Genomic DNA, 19,721 nt, shown 5'->3' with positions numbered 1-19,721 from the left:
CGGTTACGCGTGAATGGCATTCTCCATGAGGAGCAGGCCCAAATAATCAAACCCGCTTCCCGAAAGAAACGGGGTGGGTCGAACTTATGCCGGAGTGGCGTACTTGGCCAGACGAGGGTCGTTTTTCAGAACGGCAAGGGTGTTGGTATGCACATCGTCGGCGGTCACGTCAGCCTTGCTGAAGATCTGCTGGAAGTGCTCATGAGTCACGGCGGCGAAATGCGCACGATCTTCCGGCGCCAAGCCTAGTACCACGGCGTAAGTGGTCAGCGCTTCGCCCTGACCTTTGGCCATGTCTTCGGACAGCTCGTCCATCATGCCATTCATGGCCAGCCAGGATTTGCCTCCATAGGTCAGCGAGGCATTGGTCGAGCAACCGTTGGTGCCGGAGGTCATACCGAAGGTCGCATTGCCGGAGGTGCCGTTGGTGGTGGAGGCCAGAAGGTGAACGGGCGTGCCACGCTGACCTTCGAACATCAAGTTGCCCCAACCGCAATCTGGACCGCCTGGCGCCTGAGCCATGGCATTGATGGATACAGCAGTGAAAAACGCACCGACAAAAATCTTCTTCAAAATAGTCTCTCTGTTAATCGATGAGGCGGCGGGCCATTTACCGTACCAAAAGCAACCCGGCTTGGAGGAGCGATTATCTAGAGCCCCTTGCAAAGACATCTGTAAGTAATTCCCTAAAGGTTGTAAAAACCTCGCACATCCGATCAAGGGTTGAGAGAAATCATAACCGGATGCACCTAGGAGCTGTACCAACCCTTACAACACAGAAATGGACTGAGACGAAGCAGGCCACGCCCTTCGCGATAGGATTGGGCATTGCGGAGGATCCAGATTGAGCGGAAACGTCCACATTCTGGATGTCATGCTCAAACGGATTCGGAAAATAGTCCCGTCCTGCCTAACCGCAAGACCACGCGCTCGGACGCAGCCGAAGCGGCCTGACGATCAAGATCCACGCTCGTGCCTTGGCATTTCCCACTGTCAGGCGGGCAGGCCAGCGATGGTGCCTATGCCCAGCCGCTGCTGGATGAGGTTTGCATCCCAAACCTGCGTGGCAGTCTTTGCAAACGCCGTCGATGGCTGCTGGCCGACAAGGTATGACGCCGAAGCCGTGCGCCGTTACTGAGACCATTAGCGGATATAGACAGTGATCCTGCTGTCCTCTTCGGCTGACGCCACCACAGGCCCCAACGAGGACTGTCGGGCCACATCTCTGTCGATCAACATCTGGGCACGCCTAGGTAGAGATAGCACCCGAGCAGCCTTGCATTTCACTCTCCCTTATAGGCGGCGTTAAATTCCTCGCTGGTCAAGACACCTTGTCCTACACCAGTCCGGATGAGGTGTGCAGTGGTCTAATGAAACCGGACACCCATTTAGGCGAGAATGCTCGCCAGATCGAGGTGTCAGATGACCAAACAACGCCGTTCCTTTTCTGCTGAATTCAAACGCGAGGCTGCCGACCTCGCGCTCAAGCAAAACTACAGCTACATCGAAGCCAGTCGTTCACTCGGCGTCGGCGAGTCAGCCCTGCGCCGCTGGGTCGATCAGGTTCAGCAGGAGCGCCAAGGCGTCACTCCACAGAGCAAAGTGCTGACCCCAGAACAGCAGAAAATCCAGGAGCTGGAAGCCAGGATCGCCCGCCTTGAACGGGAAAAATCGATATTAAAAAAGGCTACCGCGCTCTTGATGTCGGAAGATCACGAGCGTACGCGCTGATCAATCAGCTGAGCGTCCATGAGCCGACTGATTGGCTGTGCAAGGTGTTTGAAGTCCCCCGTTCGTGCTACTACGCCCAGCGCCTTCGGCGCCGCACGCCTGATGTCGAACGGCTTCGGTTGCGCAGCCGAGTGAGCGAGCTGTTCTCGCAAAGTCGCAATGCTGCGGGTAGCCGCAGCATCCTGTCGCTGATGCGTGACGACGGTGAGCAGCTCGGTCGATTTAAAGTGCGCAGCCTGATACGCGAGCTTGACCTCGTCAGTAAACAGCCCGGATCACATTCCTATAAACGAGCGACGGTTGAACGGTTGGATATCCCGAATACCTTGAACCGCGAGTTCGATGTCCCAGCACCCAACCAGGTGTGGTGCGGCGACATCACCTACATTTGGGCTCAGGGGAAATGGCATTACCTGGCGGTCGTGCTGGATCTTTGTGCGCGCCGGGTGGTGGGCTGGGCGTTGTCGGAAAAGCCGGACGCCGATCTGGTTATCAAGGCGCTGGATATGGCTTACGAGCAGCGAGGAAAACCTCAAGGACTGCTGTTTCACTCGGATCAAGGGTCGCAGTATGCGAGCCGTTTATTCCGACAGCGGCTGTGGCGTTATCGCATGCGTCAGAGTATGAGTCGTCGGGGGAATTGCTGGGACAACGCGCCGATGGAGCGCGTGTTCCGCAGCTTGAAAACTGAATGGATACCGACCTTGGGCTACAGAACTGCTCAAGAAGCACGGCGCGATATCAGCCATTTTTTGATGCATCGATACAACTGGATTCGACCCCATCAATTCAACGGTGGACTGGTGCCAGCTCGGGCTGAAGAAAAACTTAACGTCGTGTCCGGGATTAGTTGACCACTACAGGTGTTTAAAGTACTCCTGTTGCATTGCCAGGAAAACCGGTAGGGAATAGGCGCTTGGCGAATTATTTCCGGCGCCGGGAAGTGAAAATCCTGATGGAATTCTAATCCTTGCTTTGCCGACTCTTTTAGACTCTGTAGTCCTTTTAGCTTACGCTTGCCCTCTCTACCGGCGGCATGAGAGTACTGCTGCAAGCCTCTAGTACTCTCGAGGACTTTTATCTTTCCGCCCTTATCCCATTCGTTGAATTTTTTCAGGGCAGACGACACTTCATATTTGAGCCCCAGGTGACGCTTATGAGCATCGCGCTGCGTCTTGGTGGAAAAGCCTTCAAACAGTTTGACAAGATTCATAGTTTTTATTGAAGCGTAAGCTTCGGGGGTCATTAGTACCAAATCGATATCACTGGCCAAAATTTTCTGAGCAGGCCTCCCCGCATCGGCTTGCCAGGGAATACGAAGTTGAGGATTAACCGAACTGATCCTGGAATTCTCTTTTAATGTGTTTTTCTGGGCTGGCGTCCAATCAGCTCCGGGTGTAATCCCCGTCACTTTCAATCCGCCACCAGACACTTGGAAATTCCTAAAGTCCGACATTTTGGTTAAAAGCAACAGGTATTCTTCCCAGCTTTTCGCCTCCTTAGCCTCTGGCGTCTCAAGGGCTTTTTTATTGATTTTGGACAGTTTATTTTTTAGAATATCGAAAGTGTATCCTTTGGCATACATATCATCGAGATAATAATCTGCGTATTTCCGGAAGAAATCCTGCTTCATAATGTAAGTCACGCCGCAGGCATACCTGGAGTCCAGATCCAACCGCCAATTCACATTTGGCTCAACCGTTGCCAAAAACCTGTCGGTCGCTAAAAGTCCCATAAACCCTGCCGGATCGGAATTTATGGGTGTACCGAATATTGTTCATCATTCCGGCCACGCTTTTTTGAGCATCAATACGCGCCATTAATGTCCCCGCTTCATGGGCGCTGTACCTGGGCGTGCTTAATGACGCGGGAGCTTTATGGGGGCACGTTCACGGGATACACTCTGCAGTAGCACCGAGGCCGCAGGTGTTTCACCGACGACGACTTCATCCATGTGATCCTGAGCACCCAATGATCCTGCGTTCACCTCGTGCTCTGACGTTCACGCTTGTTTAGCCTTGCCGCGTAGTGTCAGCGGAGGTCCAGTTGATCGGGACGTAACAGCGTTACGCTTATTCCCATCTGACGATTTCGGTATGGATTGATAGATAGGCATAAACTCTCCATTCGGATTATTTATCCAAGAATTTTTTTGGATTTTAGTCGTCAGGCATCAACTCCAAGTCGTGTCCGATCAATGGTCAAATTAGTTTCGTGACGACGCGATTCTATGAGGCCATTCGATCCATGGCCGTCCAGCTTGGCGAGTGCCAAGGTTGAACTATTTCACCTCAACGCTTTCGTCGCGGGCCATTGCCCTGCGCGCGCACCGCTCCCCTATAGCAGCAAGGCTTAGGTAGTCGCGCCAGGGCTTCATCGCATCTGTCCTAAAATGCGACAGACAACGAGACACTGGCCCCATGGTCTTCGGCGGCGTCGCTGAATTGACCATGATAGCTAACGCTCAACACCCCGCTATCCTTCAGTTTAACGGCCACCCCAGCCTCGATCGGCACCGAGTCACGTGCCAGCGGCGCGCCTTCGATGTCGAAATAGGAACTGCCCGCAAACTGCTGGCTGCGCTGGGGTGTGTAGCCATTGAGCAGCCGCTGCCAACCCACTGAGCCTGTCACCAGGTACGTGGCCTGCTGGGTCTGGGCAATTTTGGTCGCTCCCCGGACTCCGAGCGTGGAGTAGCCCAGATCCTGGGTTTCATTTTGACTGTGCAGAGCGGCATAGCCACCTTTTTCGTCGATCGCTTCACCCTGCTGATAGACCCACGTCAGATTGGCGAATGGCTCCAGTTCTACAGACCCCAAACGTTCACGCAGGGACAGCTCTGAAAATACCTGGGTCGTGTCGACATCATAATCAGCCTTAAGGTCTTGACTGGCGTCCTCCAGGACCAGATTGCGCTTGCTATCCACTTGGCTCCAGCTGTGCACCACCCCGGTCCTAGCCTCGAAGATGCTGAGCGGACCATTGGCATACAGTCCGAGATGGTAGGTATCGATCTGCGCCGAGGACTGGCGTTGATCCACATTGAGACTGGTGCGCTCATAGCCGCTGACCAGGCCGGCCCGCCAATCTTCCCCGACCGCCACGTCTGCACCGAGGAACATGCCGTTGATCTGCCTGTCGCTATGGGCCACGTCGCCATAGTCATGACCATCGAGCGTACCCCGCGTTTCGAATACCTGGGTCCACAACGTCAAGTCCCCGTCATGATGCTCCGCCAGGGGGGTACAACTGCTGAGATCAAGCGGCTTGCCTTGTAGCTTCTCATGACGCTCATCCTGGGCGTTGCAACCACGGCGCAAGGTTGCCTCACGCACGAAACGACTGTCTTGCAGCAGGACGCCGTACAGTGTCGAATGGATTTCGCCGGAGAGCAAATTATAGGTTTGCTGAGCCTGCGCGGCGCTGGCCAGGCCGGCCACGGCCTGGGGCAATGGCGAGTTCGGGGTCATGGAGTCCAAGCCACTGGACACTCCCATCTGGTTGCTGGTCTGCGCCACCTGGCTGAAGGGGTTGTCATTGCGCTCAGCTTCAAGAAAAACGCTGTTGGGGTCGTAGCCGATGTCAAGATTGAGGAACGGCGTGCTGAAGACCGAACCGGCGAAGGTGCCGGTCACCCCATTGCTCGCCGAGATAATGATCCAGCGCTCGCCAGGGTCATAACTGCCGGCTGCGGAGGTCACGTCCACCGTGCCGCCTTGAATGTCCACCGCCCCGGTTACCGCTAACAGGTCGGCTGCCCCGCCCGGTGCGATCTCGGCGCCGTAGGTCGAGCCAGCGGCGAACGTGACGTCGCCGGTGACGTGCAGGGTGCCGATACTGTTGCCGGGGGCAATTCGCCCCTGGTTCAGCACATTCCCGATTATCTGCCCGGAGCCGACCAAGGCCGCGGGGCCGGCGATGGTCAGGTTCGCCGAAGTCAAGGTGCCGGCGATGTTCAGGCGGCCGGCATCGACCAACGTGCGCAAGGCATAGGTTTGATTGCCGGTCAGGGTCGCGGTACCGCTATTGATTTTGTGCAGCACTTCGAAGCCACTCAGGTTGGCCGCGGCAAAACTGCGCGACTGAGCGTTGTCCAGCACCAGGGTGTCGCCGGCTGTTGCCTGCGCACCGCCGTCGATGGTCCCACTGAAGCCGTTGATGTCCGCTGCGTCGTGCAGGGTGAGCGTGTCGTTGCCGGCACACAGATCAACGCTTCCGCGGCCGCTCAAGCGTCCTGCCAGGCTCAGGCTGTCGTCACCGCTACCGCAGCCATAGTGACCGTCCACATTCAGCGTCGCGCCAGTGCGCACCTCGGTGTCCAGCGGGCTGCCCGGCTGGGCGATGACCTGAGCGCCGGCGGCGATGTTGAGTACGCCATTTTCCACTACCACACCGACCAGTTCGGACGTCGCCGGCCCGGTCAGGTTCAGGGTACCCACCCCCCGCTTGGTCAAGCCCTCGAACTGGACCAGCGAGTCGACGCTGGCCACGCCAGCCAGATCATAGGCACGCGTATCGACACCGCCCCCGCCATTGATGCTGCCAAGGATCTGGGTGCCATCATGCAGGACAAGGGTGTCGTCGCCCTCTTCGAGCGCAAAGCCACCGCTCCCCACATCAAGGGTACCTGCCACATCGAGCGTATCGTTGCCGCCGCCCAGGTTGGCGTTCGCACGCAGCACGGCCCCAGGCCCCACAGTGACCACATTACTGCTTGTCGAACCGGTCAGCAACAGTGGGACCGCCCCGGCCGCCTCGACCAGGCCGTTGACATTCAAGGTGGTCGTGCCGGAGCTGTTGTTCATGTCGATGGCGGGTGTCGTCAGCGAGTCCTCGACAGTGAGTACCCCGTTACCCAGGGTGGTGCCACCGGCATAGGCGTGTGAACCGAGCAGGGTGGCCGTGCCGTTGTTATCCTTGAGCAGCTTTTCGAAGTTGATCAGTTTACCGTCAGCGGCAAGGTTCATGGGCGCCGCGTTGTCCAGCCTCACCGTGTCGCCCAGGATGTGTCCACCGCCATCCATTTGAGCGAGCAAGCCGCTGAGGTCGGCACCATCGTGTAAGGTCAGGGTATCGTCGCCATCACCCAAGATGATCGTGGCGCTGCCGGTGACGCGCCCGGCCAGGTCGAAGGTATCTGCGAGGACGCTGCCGGCCCAAGTGCCGTCGACATTCAAGGTACCGCCAGCCAGCACTTGTGCGTTGAGCGCAGTGGCCTGCTGGGCCATGACCGTCGAGCCGATCCCGACATCCAGCGTGCCGCCTTCCACCAGCACATTGGCCAATTCAGAGGTGGGGCCCGTCAGGTGCAGCGTGCCGGCGCCGCGTTTGCCCAGGCCTTCGAAACCGGTGAGGGCGCCGATATTGACGTTGCCGTTGATGTCGTATGCGCGGGTATCAAGGCCGGTCCCCCCATCGATGGTACCTAGAATCGTGGTGCCCTCATGCACCACCAGCGTATCGTCGCCATCGCCCAGGGATAGCGTGCCGCCACTGGCATCCAGGGTACCGGCGACATCCAAGGTGTCGTTGCCGCTGCCCAAGTCACCGGTGGCGCGCAACAGCCCCCCTGCGCCGACGCTGACGGCATTCTCCCCAGCCGTGCCTGTCAGCAGCGCCGCTGTCGAACCGGCGGCCTCCAATGTCCCTTGGACCGTCAGGTCCGTGCCGTCATTCAGGTGGAGGGTCCTGGCCGTTAACTGCCCGGTGACATCCAGGGCGCCGTTCTCGAGTTGGACGTCGGAAAAATTGGCGGCGCCCCCGGCGATCGCCGTGCCCGCGCCTTGCTTGCGTAAAGTTTCGAAATTGACCGTCTTGCCAAGGTCAGCCACCATGTTTTCGGCCGAGTCCAGCACCACCGTATCGCCCAGCGAATGGCCGCCGCCATCGATGGCGTTGACCAGGGCGGCAATGTCCGAGTGGTCGTGCAGGGTGAGCACGTCATCCCCCCCCTGTAATGCGATCAAGCCCGTGCCATCTACGGTGCCATCGACGGTGAACGTATCGTTGTCCAAGGTGCCCAGATAGGTGCCATCGACGCTGAGCCGGGCCCCTGAGGCGACGGTGGTGCTGACGGGGTCGACAGTAGCGCCGTTCTGCACATGCACCCGTCCTTCAAGGACATTGACGGTAGTGAAGTCGCTGTCATCCGGGCCAATGAAGTTGAGCACCCCAGCGCCCGTCTTGCTCAGGGTTTCGAATCCTTGCAGAGCGCCAGCCGTGGCTTCGCCTAGCAGATGGGTGTTGAGCGTGTCCCTGCCGTTGCCGGCGTCCACGATGCCGAGAATATGGGTGTCGTCATGGAGGATCAGTGTGTCATCCCCCTGGCCCAGTGACAGTTCGCCGCCGCTGGTGTCGAGGGTGCCCAGTACATCCAGCAGGTCGGTGCCATCACCCAAATTCCCTGTCGTGCGCAGGGTACCGTTGGTGCCGACCACGATGCTGTTGGTTCCCGCGCTACCGGTCAAGAGGGTCTGGCTGGCACCACTGCGCTGCACAATACCGTCCACCGTCAGTACCGTGTCATCGCTCAGGGCGACGGCATTGCTGTCGAGCTGACCGGACACCGACAAGCCACCCGCCGCCAGGTTCGTGTTGTCAATGCTGCCCGTCCCGCTCAGGGTCTGGGTACCGCTGCCCGTCTTAAGCAGGCTGCCGCTGCCATTGAGCGTGCCACCGTACGTGGTGCTGGCGTTATTGCTACCGGTGGTGAGAAGACCGCCCCCCAGGGTCACGCTGCCGCCACTGCTGCCGCCGCCCGCCAGCGAGCCGATGGACTGGTTGAACCCATTGAGATCCAGGGTGGCACCGGCCACATCGCCCAGGATCACCGCCGAGTTGACCCCGAAAGCCTGGCTGCCGGCCATTGCCCCGGCGCGTAGGGTGCCACCATTGATAGTGGTGGCGCCGGTATAAGTATTCGCGCCGCTGAGCGTCTGCACGCCGCTGCCGACCTTGGTCAGGCCTCCGGTGAAGCCGGTACCGCTGATTACGCCGGCGAAGGTGGTGCTGGTGTTGTCATTGCCGGTCGTCAGCGTGCCCGTACCCAGCGTGACGAGCCCGCCGTTGCTGCCGCCGCCGGCCAGCGAGCCGATGGCCTGCCGCGTATTGCCGAGGTCAAGGGTCACTCCCGCCGTATTGGCGAGGATGAACGCCGATTGGGGGGAGAAATTGCTGCGGTCGGACCGGGCCGCGCGCAATGTTCCGCCATTAAGGGTGGTGGTGCCGGTGTAGGTGTTTGAGTCGGTTAGGCGCTGCACCCCGCTGCCGGTCTTGACGAAGTTGCCTGCGCCGCGCAGGACACCGTTCGACACGGCGACGGGTACGCCGGTGTAGTTGAGGGTTAGGGTGGCGGTGCCCAGGTCGACGATGCCCGCATTGGCTAGGCCCTGGACGGTCTGGTTAAAACTGTTCAGCTCAAAAATGCCGTTGATACCACCACCAAGTTTGGCGTTGATGAAGAGGTTAGCGGCCCCGGCGCGCAGAATGCCCGCGTTGGGCCGGATGTCGCCGCTGAAACTGCTGATACCGCTCAAGAGCATGGTGCCCGAGCCTTCCTTGTTAATAACAGCGGTGCCACTAATGGCCCCCGCGTAATTGCTGTCGCTGTTATTTTCGCCTACATGGAGCGTGGCATTGCCCAGAATCAAATTACCGCCTGAGGTGCCTGCACCGGCCAGCGAGCCTAGGTGAGTCGATAGACCGGTGAGGTCCAGCGTAACACTGGCCGTATTGGCCAGGACCACGGCCATGCCTTGGAGACCGGTGACCGATCCGGCTTTGAGAACGCCGTTGAGCACATTGACGGCGCCCGTCAGATTTGTGCCGCTACCGGCCAAGGTCAGCGTACCCGCGCCGGTCTTGATGAAGCCGTCGCTACCGGCCAAGGGCGCGATAATGGTGGCAGTGCCTGTCTGGACATGAATGGTCGGGGTGACCGGGCCACCCAAGGTGATGGGGTTGGTGCCAGCGGTAAGGAGGTTAAGGGTGTAGCCACCCGTCTCGAATCTCAAGCCGCCGACCGTAACCGGTGCGCCCACCACCAGATTGACCCCGGCGCCGGCGAAGACGGCCGTATCGAAATTGTTATCCGTCCAACCCGACAGGGCGCCAGCGATACCGCCCACCGGATCACTGTTCCAGAAGACGTTAGTGGGGTGCCAGGTATTGCCGGCTCCGCCGCCCACGCCCGTGCCCGTGCCATTAGGGTCCCAGTACAGGTTGGCCGCCCCCACCGAGCTCAGGTGACTGGCCAACAGCAACGCCACCAGCGGCCGCCCGTAACTAGCCAGGCACCCGGTGCCCGTTGCGTGTGGCGTCTTGGCGCACCGAACGGCTTGCCCCCCCTTACCGCTGACGCCTACTTCGGCGACCGCGACCCACATTGCTTTGGCCTGACACCAAATCGTACGAAAAATATGGTTCATCGTCAGTCTCCTTTTGGATGCACTGAAGCCAAGGAGATGCTGCCGTACAGGCAGGCGCGCCCTAGCCAAAGCACTGGTGCAAAAGTATGAAAAGGCGATGGTGCGTAGATCAGTGCAGGGGAGCATGCGGGCGTCGAAGCCAACCCCCTCGTTTGACGAGCGCGGGGTAATCCAGTCACGGTGCGCTGGATGGGCCTTCGACGACTTCATGGCTAAACGTACAACGCGCCACTTCTACCTCTAATTGGCCGACCTATCGCCGGTACTGGTGCCAAGAACGGTCAGCACGTTTACGGCTTTTTACCAACAGGCGGTCACCAGAAGTCAATAGGAGTGTTGCTGGGAAACGCAAAAGGTCAAGGCCAGAAACCATAAACTTTGGAGCAGGGGTTAACCCAGAGCCTCATTACGCTTAGTGCGCGTGCCTACAAGGCAAACCACTACCGAGGTAACTGAAATCCTTGAAGAGGCGAGATCTGAGTGGCGCGTTCAATGCGGTTAATGTTGGCATCGAAATAGCCGCGAAGAGCAGAAGCAATACACTATTGGGACGCTGCCATTCTGTCCGGTAAATCGGTCACAGAAGGGGGCTGAGACTGATTCGGGAAAGCGACATAAGGCCGGCGGGGGTGAGGGATCGGTTTGCAAGGCGTGCCGGCGACTCGGTACGGCCCACCACACTCTTCACAGGCCTGAGAAAAGGGGTAGGGAAGAGCCTTCGATTGGCATTCAGCCAGGCCAGAGGGAAAAACTATCCCAGACTCAAGTCGGACGATAACCGCCGCTCGCTTCCCAGTTTCCCAACATGGCGAGCGGGTCAGAAAGAGTGGAGCGCCTGGCTTCGTCGACTTAGCTCTGTCATCACGGTTACCTTTTCACCCTGGCGCAGCCGCCTACACGGCCGGCCGCGGAGGCGCCAGCCATGAATGGCAATGCCTACATGCGGGTCTTGACGCGTTCCTGAGCGAGCTCTTTGGCCCTTGGAAGCTTTTCCAACGTGTTTGGGGGATAGCCTCGAAGATAGGCGACGTGCGCCTTGGCAAAGTGACCGATGACTCGTCACTTTGCCAAGGCTGGTGTCATTGTTTGCTACGACAATGACAATTTAATGGGGACGTCCCCATATTCGGCGGTGCCCCCGAGCATACCTCCGTAAATCGAGTTGGCGGTTTGTGACACCTGCATGGCGGTCCCACTCGTGATCAGCTGCGACTGCACCACTGGCGCCGCCGTTGTCCAGGTGCGTCCATCGAACGTATGCGTAGACCAAATGGCGGTAGGGTCCAGATTATTCTGGAAGTAAGCAAACAACACGCCATTGAGGACACACGTGGAAATAAAGTACATATAACCACTGTCGGGTTGCCCACCATTGATGTCGGGGAAATTTATTGCAGACCAGTTACTCCCATCAAAAGTGCTATACGCGAAGTAGCTGTTGGTATCGGCCCCGGTGCCTGTAATTACGCATGGCCCATAACCGGACGTATAAAACACATACAACGTATTGTTGAACACCACCGCGCTGGGGGACGTTTGCTGGAGAAATCCCTCCATGGTTTGCGCGGGTAAAGGGACCTGAGGTTGCGCTGGCCAGAAGTAGCTGACAGTAACTTCCGTTTGTGACCATGCATACCCGTCCGCAGAAACGCTATAACGCAGTAGCGCCTGACCTGGGCAAGCATCGCCTGCTGACACGCCATAAAAAACGTAGAGTTGAGAGGGAACGGAAGCGCTGGCGTATTCAGGCAACGGGTACACTACGGCCGACGGCGATTGCGCCATGATAGCCGTGCTTGACGTGCAGCCAGTCGGCACTATTTGCAAAGGGGCGCTCCAGCCCACGGCAGTGGAATACTTGGTGTACCACAACAAACCGGAGTTATTGGCCCCTTGGAAGAACAGCCATAACTCGGCCGCCGCGCTGAGGGGGAAGCACACTGCCGAGGGACTGCATGACGCGTAAGCCGTGTCCGCCGTCATTCCAGCCTCGTTAAGTGTTTGAGCTGCAGTCCAGTTTTGATACCCGCCCGTTGTCTGCTTGTAACTGATCTGACCGTTATTTTGATAAAACGCGTACAAAGCACTGACGCTTGGTTCACTGCTGGCCAATTCTTCGGGCGGGTATACGGTCCCGGCGGGAATGGTCGAAGCGTCAATTACGGTGTCGGCCAGCAAGGTGTTCCATGACCACAAACTGCCCGATGGACTCGCATTGATGGCATACCAAACCTGTTGATTGCCGTTAGTGACTGCCGTAACGTCCGCCAAATCCTGCGCTTTACCTAGGATTTTATTATCGATGCTACCGCCTTGAGTGAGCGCCCAAAGACAATCATTGAACGGTACAATGCAAGGGCCGCTGCTCATTTCCAGTAAGCCGATCTCAATCGGCAGTGCCGCTTCGGTCGCGCTAAACGGCGTATAGTAAAAGCCACCATTTTCCGCTTGATAGAATAAATAAATAACGTCGTTTAAGACGATGGCTGGGACGCAGTCGCTCAGGGTTGAAATGTAGGGAGATGGGCAAGCGCTCCAGTTGACTCCATCGGTACTGGTGATCCAATTCAGATATTGCGGCGGGCCCGCGAATGGTCCCGGGTCTGTGGGGGTTGGGTAGAACACATAGAGGGCGCCATTGCAGACGACTGCCGATGTGGAATAGCCAATTCCGTCGCTTGTTTGCGGATTGTAGATCGGGACGCCGTCAATCTCGATCGTAACGATGTTCCACGTGCTGGCGTTTTCGGCGAATGAACTGCAGGTCAGTCCGTCGAACCCAAAGTTAAAAACATACACACTGGAGTTGAATGTCACGGCGGACGGATTATTCGAATAGTCTGAATAGCCTGGGGCCATCGGGATAGGGATAACCGCGGGCTCCGTCCAAGAGGGTGTCCAGGATGGTTGCGGGTCAGCCAGCGTCGGCGCGAGAGGGGCGCTGCAGTACTGGTAACTCACTCCCCCATCACCAGGGTCGGGTTGATAAAACACCCATATCGTGTCATTGAGCACCGTGGCAGTGGGCGCACCTGACATTCCCATCGCCGGCGACACGGCCTCAACCTTCTCCATCCGCACAGGAAAGGTGCACTGACAATAGCTGGTCTCGCTACCGCTGGCATTGCTGCTGTTGTAGAAAAGAAACAGCGAGGGGCCCACATTGCCTGAGGGTTGCAGCCTGATATTCGCAGTGCTGCCGGTCATGCCTGTAACCGGTAGCGTTCCAGTCGCCGCCCAAGTAAAACCATCGTAGACCAGATAACTGAGTTGACCGGGGGAAGCGGCCGCTTGGTAAAAAATGTTAAGAGTATCGCCAGTACTGTAAGTGGACGGAGGGGCGGCGATGAGGACGTCCGGCATGGAAAACTGGGTCCACGCGCCGCTGGCCATTAGGGTGCAGCCCGCCAGTGGCCAGTTATTCGCACTGCCCGCTCCGGCATAAAAAATTGTGAGTAGCTCAGTGCCTTGATTGTCGGTATAGGTGCAGGCCGCCGGTGCCCCTGACAGAATGCCAACACTGGCGGAGCACCCCGCAGGGACCACCTGAGTCGGGCTGCCCCATTGTGCAGGAGCTCCCGATAAACAGGTACACCACAGCTGGGACATACCCGACGTGTCTTCGTTGGCACTGGACAATACATACAGTGCATCGCCAAAAACAAGGGAAGTCAGGCCCGTGGTGGTGCTTTCGCTGGGCACGGCCGTGCTGGCGCTCCAGTTAAGCCCGCCGTTGGATGAGGTACAGCACCAGATGCTGCCCAGCTGGATGTACAACAAGTAGAGAAGATTGTTGAAGGTGACAAGAGAAGGTGATCCTTCGTCACTGGCCAGGCCCGGGATCGGGATGGGCGACGACCAGGCGTTATAAAACTGGCTGTAATAGCTGAAGGCCAACTGATCCGCCGTTGTTCGGCTGACTAGGCAGGGCACATTGGTACTAGCCACGGCGCTGGTCGGCGAGCCGGTGGGGGCAATGGTTGACGCGGCCAAGGTGGTGGGCACCACATTTTGCACCCACCCCGTTTCGGTGAACACCGAATAATACAACGTCGAGGGTGGCGTCGTGGACGCTGTCGCGACGTCGGTGCTGGGTGGATTAACGACCTGGTAAAACACCCAAGGCTGTGGCGTCTGGGTGTCACTGAAAGACACCGGCAGCAAAAAATTCCCCGCAAGGGTGGACCCGGCGGGACAGTTGACCGCCTGAGACGGAGCCTCACCGGTGTTAAACTGACTCACACTCCCGACCAACAAGGCATTCCCAGCCTGATCGGGAAAACAAAAATACAGATCCGACGCCTCGGCCATCTGATCGAAAAAGGCCTCAGGGGCAAACACGGCGGCGGTGGGTGAGCCGCTGGGACTGGTCACGGCATTCGGCACTTGCGTATCGCCATTCCATTCATTTTCACTGTTGATCCAGTTGTACCAGATCTGGCCATTCTGTTGCCCCCCCTGATGCACCACGGTGGTCATCAGGTTGGTGGTGCTGTCAGGCGTGCATATCACGGCAAACGGAGAACCCGACATGCTGGTATTGGGCACTATGTAATCATCAAAACTCGAGTACGGTACTATCCCAGGGAGCCCACTGCTGTCAAAGCCCAAAAGAGCGGCATAAAATGCAGGGCAAGCAGCGCCCGCATCAGGCAGGAGGGAGCCGAAGAAGATATTGGCGTAATTTTGAGTTGAGCCTTCTCCCTCATACGCACTGGTCCACGCGCATGACACGACTGAAGGTGACGAACCCACTGCGTAGTTGGAAATGGGCAGCGCACCATTGGCCGTTGTCCATGTGTTGGCCGTGCCAGTGGGCGACCAGGAATACCCCAATTGATAGGTGTTCGCCTCGACCCCCGGCGACACGTAAATCAGATAGAGGGTCTGTTGATTGGTGATGGGGTCGGTGAGGGCAATCGGCGCAGCCATCGTGCCACTGACCAAGGCCGCATGATTCACCACCAGCGTTGCGGGCCCCCACGACGTTCCATCGAAGACGTTGTAAAAAAGCTGCATGAATCCATCGCCACTCGTGCCCCCATAAAACACATACAAACTGCCATTAAACATCACCGCTGTAGGGCCGGTCGTTGTGTTGAGGGCTACTGAGCCAGGCAACACCTGTGGCGGATAGACGATACTGGGAATGGTCGTTTCATAGCCCATGTATAACGTACTATCAGAGCCTTGGTAAAACATGCACAGCGTATCACCGGTTTGAACAAGCGCGGGAAGTGAATAGACGTCACCTAAGCCCGGGACTTCAACATAGGGTGTCCAGTACATGCCAAGGTTTACATCAGCCCATATCTGGCCTATCAGTCCACCGACACTTCGGACAATTCTTACCGGGTCTCCGGTGGTGATGGCGAGCGCCACGCCCATAGCAGCCAGAGTGGTTTTACCTTCATTAGCAAGTTCAGATCCTGTAGAAGCCATCTTGTATGCGCGCATCCCGCTTACAGCCAGCGATTGATTTATACATGGGCTGTCAATACATTCTATATTGGCCGGACATTTTCCACATGTATCGCGGGATGCAGTCTTTCAGCGTGCCTCCAGTAGTTAAGGGGATTAAGTTATTAAGTAGGTATTAGGACATTATCAACTACGCTTGCGGATCAACCATTGCGCTTGCCCTCCTTCACTATCGGTTTGGGTAAGATCATCGTCGATGCCGATCCCATTCACGGGGTCGGCCACAAAAGTCTGGACCATTTGATAACCTCGTACCGCCACGACAGGGACAGTGCTGCACGATTGCCAATAGTGCTGAAACGACAGGTCATACAGCTGTTGGCTGGTGAGCCCCGCCTCACTTCCTACGTATAGTCCGGGGAGATAACCTGCCGAGGACACGGCGCTATACCAGGCGTTGCAGTAATTCGCCACGTCATCCACCGTGGCGGCACCGCTGACACCTTCCAAGTCACACCAAACATTGACTTTGGCGGGAAACCCAATGGCTTGTGTATTCATGACGGCATGACTGCCATCTTCCTGGCCCAACGCGGTGTTGGGCTGCCAACCTGAGGCTCGGACATGTTGTACCGGCATTAGCGCGAGCCCTGTGGAGAGAATATTGTTCGCTTCTTGCGTCGACAAATCGCCGGGGGCTTGACCGGCGCCCAGCGATAAATAGCGTATGCAAAAGTCGTAACGCTGATTGGCGAATTGCTGAGCGACTTGTAAGGAAAGTACGGTATCTGAATCGAAGCCCTTTGCACCCGATGGGGCGGAGCGGACGGAACCATGAAGCGACATTGGCAAACTCCGGTAAATGGATAAAATTCGCGCCAAAAGTAAGATTAAACACGCACTCATAGACGACATCTAGGGTGTTGTTGTCGGTTTTTATTTATTCGCCCAAGGCAATCAATTCGTCGTTGGTTTTATTGTTAATTTCCTGCAACCTCTAACCTAGATGGTTTTAATAGTGGTTGCCACTAATCGTTAATATCGTTTGGAAGCATCTAATAAATCCTTTTGTTATATTGAGAGGCCCCAGTCTTTTCGATTTTCTGACGCTTCAAAAAAGGGGAGGGGCGGGGATAGGCCTGTCACTGCGATGGATATTGTTTAGTTGCGCCTTGGCTGCTCTAACGAGGGCGGAGATAACCTTTCGCGCGGTTTTGTGGGATCGACTGCCGTCATGAATCAGCGCTCCTGCCACCGCCTTGCTGCCTGTCATTTGCTGACTCACTCAACGCGGAGTTGCCGGAAACCAGCGCTGGTTGGCGGCTCAAGAAAGGGAGCGTTGTTGGTCGGCGCGCGCGCCCCCTTAAGCACCGCGAAGGCCGGTGATTCAGATATGCACCGGGCTTACACTAGTCATTCAGTGGACTTTGGAATGAAGACCCTTTTGGGTAGTAGCGCAGGCGGGCAAACAGCGTGGCAAACAAGGGAGCGGGGGAGGGGCCCCCCTGAAGAGCTCGGATTGTTAGCCGCCTGGTCAGTCGCGAAACAGGCCTCAGCCGATTGCGCTCCTGGGGTAGCGAGCCTTTCTCGCGGGCGCACCCCGGTTGCCGCACGGCGGGCACTCGGTTATCGCGGTATTGGTGCTTGTCTACCGAAGCACACCGTCGATCGAGTGCCTGACTGGTGGGCAACAACCGCTGGTACACAATGGGGTACGTAACAATCCTGGATGTCGTTAAGGTTGCTTCTGACGTAAAGCGCGTAAGTTTATTCCGTCAGACCATGCTCGAAGTAGGGGAGGTTGCCTGGAGGTGTGCTGCAGGGTGGGGCCGCTGGGCAGAGAGGCGACCGGTGATGCGATTGAAATTACGATTGGTCAGTCTACTTTTGTTTAATGAAATCAAATAGGGCAACGGCGCTATACATTCCCCAAGCCGTCAGAACGATTACACCGATAGGCATTGCAAGGGTGGACATAAATTTTCCTTTTTGGCCAAAGCACTACAAAGGCGCTGCCGCGCCCTGAGCGAAGTCAACAACGTAGTGAGTGATTAACGTGAGATACGATGAAGTGTTCAGGGTGCTGCCGCGTGGCCTTTGCCCCGCCCTCATAGATTAAACGGTGGGTGTGGGTGGAAAAGTAAGGAAACCCTTAATTTTCCACCGGTGACGGCCAGAGGCCAGTCGTTACTGGGATCCAGACTTCATTGGATTGCGACGTCATACTCTTGGTGACGTGATGGAACTGCAAACATTGCACACCGCCACACGTCACAGCGGCACACGACATCTTTTCCGGCGCCTCAGATACCCACGACACCGCAAACAAGTGGATTCCGAGCCCAGCAACTGAAGGAGACCTGGAGTCTGAAATCAGCGTAACCTCTCAGAGCTCTGTCGTTCGCTGTAAAGTTTAGTAGGCTTGCGGCTGTGTACCGTGGCAACCAGAACCAATACCAGTAGCACCGCGAGCAGGATTAACGACGAGCCAACCGCCCCGAAGTCTAAACCACCTTTTTCATGCGACTTCGTCAACACATCGCCCAGCGTGGCACCAAAAGGCTGGGTCAATAAGAACGCGATCCAGAACAACATCACTGACGACAGCCGGGTCGTGTAATGTAGCGCTATAACAAGCGCAATTGCTGCGCCGGTCAGTAGCGCTCCCCCGATGAAACCAAACCCTGAATCGGCCGCCAGGAAGTCCCCTAAGGTGGTGCCTAGCGTGTTGGACAACAAAATCGCAAACCAAAAAAAAAGTTCGCCCCTGAGCGTGTTTATGCGGCTTACTGAAAGTGATTTCTCACTCAAGTGCCAAGCTGAAAAGATCGCCAGCAGCAAGACCATTAGAATCGCCGAGCCCATTGCGTAACCGAGGCCCAACGTGCGGTCCATAAAATCCGACAGGGTGGTGGCTGCCGTACTGGTGGAGAGAATCATTAACCAGTAAAGCGCTGGGTGATATTGAATAGTGGAAATCTGACCAAATAAGGAGGCCAGGAACAGATAAATGAGTAACAGCGAACTCATGGCGTAACCGAGATCCAGCGTCATGGACAGCAGGTCTGCGGCCGTTTCGCCTAATGTCGTGGCGCAGATTTTCATGATCCAGAAAATCAGCGTTATCTGTGGAAATTTATTCATTCTCATTACCGGGGGTTACGTAATCGTCCTACTTGTATAGCGTCACGACGATTTGAGAATGCCCCCTAAGGTCGTGAATACTGGAAAAACTCACAACCACGCCGTTTCCTTAAGCAAAACGTATTTTGTGGCATCGATCGTCGTAAAGTTACATTGAGTTGATTGGCGCAGCAGAAGGCACCCATCGAAATTGTCAGCGTCGGCACTAGTTAAGCGGACATAAGGTGGGCATCCCAGGCGCTACACTAGAAGGTTATTACTGGTGGAACGTTCGGCTACCTTGTTGCTACGATATACTTGCGGTCACTTTGTAAATGCCACCAATGGGCTAGCCCATCAGCCCATTGGTGGCAAACGGTCAGCCCTTGCGAGACAGTGTCGTAGTACTGTTGCAATCGTCCTGGCACTGAGTGCCAGCCAACGCTTTATTTTCGTCCTCCACTTTCTGCTGGCTGACAATAACGGCCTGATTATTATCCATCATTCGTTGTTGAAGGCGCTCTGCACCGTCAGAAGCGTAGGCATTGCAACCAAAAAGGATGAGCAGGGATACAAAGGCAATATTACGATTGTTCATGTTGTCGGCTCTAAGAGTGGCTGAAGAAATTAATTAGTCAATTCAATCTGTTTGACGTCAACCTTTCGATCAAACCAATCACGATCGATTTCACCGGTCAGCCGAACTTTTGTAACGTCTGAAATCGCCACTTCTGGCCAAAGCTTTTTCTTGATTTCTACTGTGATAGTCCCGGTAGAATCCTTGAATTCGAACTGGTCTTTTTTCAGGCGCTTCACGATAGTCCCCTCGAGGACTACCCTTGTATCATCACTCGCTTGGTTCGCCGCTGCGGTAGTCACAATGGGTACGGTGGCGCTTGGGCCGGTGTAGCCACCTGCGGCAAAAGCAGTGGAAGAAAAAACGGTGATAGACAGAGCGGCAAGCAAACTGCGTTTCATGAACCAGATCCAACATTAGAAAATTGAAGCGCGACAATAGTC

At 56.6% G+C, this 19,721-nt stretch carries 9 protein-coding genes; 1 reads left to right on the top strand and 8 read right to left on the bottom strand.

Annotation, left to right across the window (positions count from 1 at the left end):
- Positions 1–84: 84 nt before the first annotated feature.
- Entirely contained in the window at positions 85–522 is a 438-nt protein-coding gene (locus tag ACIPL2_RS08340) for a DUF3015 domain-containing protein (RefSeq protein WP_401355206.1), read from the bottom strand.
- 900 nt (positions 523–1,422) lie between these two features.
- Between ACIPL2_RS08340 and ACIPL2_RS08335 the strand changes: the two genes are divergently transcribed.
- Positions 1,423–2,585 (top strand): IS3 family transposase gene (locus ACIPL2_RS08335; protein WP_401354850.1). Its coding sequence is split into 2 segments (ribosomal slippage): positions 1,423–1,678 and positions 1,678–2,585, totalling 1,164 coding nucleotides; the frame shifts between segments, so codons are not numbered across the junction.
- Here ACIPL2_RS08335 and ACIPL2_RS08330 read toward each other — a convergent pair.
- The 7 genes from ACIPL2_RS08330 to ACIPL2_RS08300 all read right to left on the bottom strand — a co-directional run bounded on the left by ACIPL2_RS08330 (position 2,516) and on the right by ACIPL2_RS08300 (position 19,679).
- Positions 2,516–3,466 (bottom strand): hypothetical protein, encoded by a 951-nt coding sequence (locus ACIPL2_RS08330; protein WP_401354848.1) that lies wholly within the window; start codon positions 3,464–3,466, stop codon positions 2,516–2,518. The two genes, ACIPL2_RS08335 and ACIPL2_RS08330, sit on opposite strands and share 70 nt — an antisense overlap.
- Positions 3,467–4,118: 652 nt before the next feature.
- Positions 4,119–10,157 carry an autotransporter domain-containing protein gene (locus ACIPL2_RS08325; protein WP_401354846.1) on the bottom strand — a complete coding sequence of 2,013 codons (6,039 nt, stop codon included), beginning with the start codon at positions 10,155–10,157 and terminating at the stop codon, positions 4,119–4,121.
- Positions 10,158–11,246: 1,089 nt separating this feature from the next.
- Entirely contained in the window at positions 11,247–15,614 is a 4,368-nt protein-coding gene (locus tag ACIPL2_RS08320) for a hypothetical protein (RefSeq protein ID WP_401354844.1), read from the bottom strand.
- 150 nt (positions 15,615–15,764) lie between these two features.
- Positions 15,765–16,424, bottom strand: a complete 660-nt coding sequence (locus ACIPL2_RS08315) for a DUF1906 domain-containing protein (protein ID WP_401354842.1) — start codon at positions 16,422–16,424, stop codon at positions 15,765–15,767.
- Positions 16,425–17,951: 1,527 nt separating this feature from the next.
- Positions 17,952–18,722: a hypothetical protein gene (locus ACIPL2_RS08310; RefSeq protein WP_401354840.1), complete on the bottom strand. Its 771-nt coding sequence runs from the start codon at positions 18,720–18,722 to the stop codon at positions 17,952–17,954.
- Between the two features lie 358 nt (positions 18,723–19,080).
- The gene (locus tag ACIPL2_RS08305) at positions 19,081–19,299 is read right to left on the bottom strand and encodes a hypothetical protein (RefSeq protein WP_401354838.1); all 219 of its coding nucleotides are present in this window, start codon (positions 19,297–19,299) and stop codon (positions 19,081–19,083) included.
- Positions 19,300–19,328: 29 nt separating this feature from the next.
- Positions 19,329–19,679: a YgiW/YdeI family stress tolerance OB fold protein gene (locus tag ACIPL2_RS08300; protein ID WP_401354836.1), complete on the bottom strand. Its 351-nt coding sequence runs from the start codon at positions 19,677–19,679 to the stop codon at positions 19,329–19,331.
- Positions 19,680–19,721 lie beyond the last annotated feature (42 nt).

Source organism: Pseudomonas sp. NPDC086251, from assembly GCF_044746405.1.
Lineage (GTDB): Bacteria > Pseudomonadota > Gammaproteobacteria > Pseudomonadales > Pseudomonadaceae > Aquipseudomonas.
Note: the sequence above shows the minus strand (reverse complement) of the source record. Positions and strands in the feature narration are given on the sequence as shown.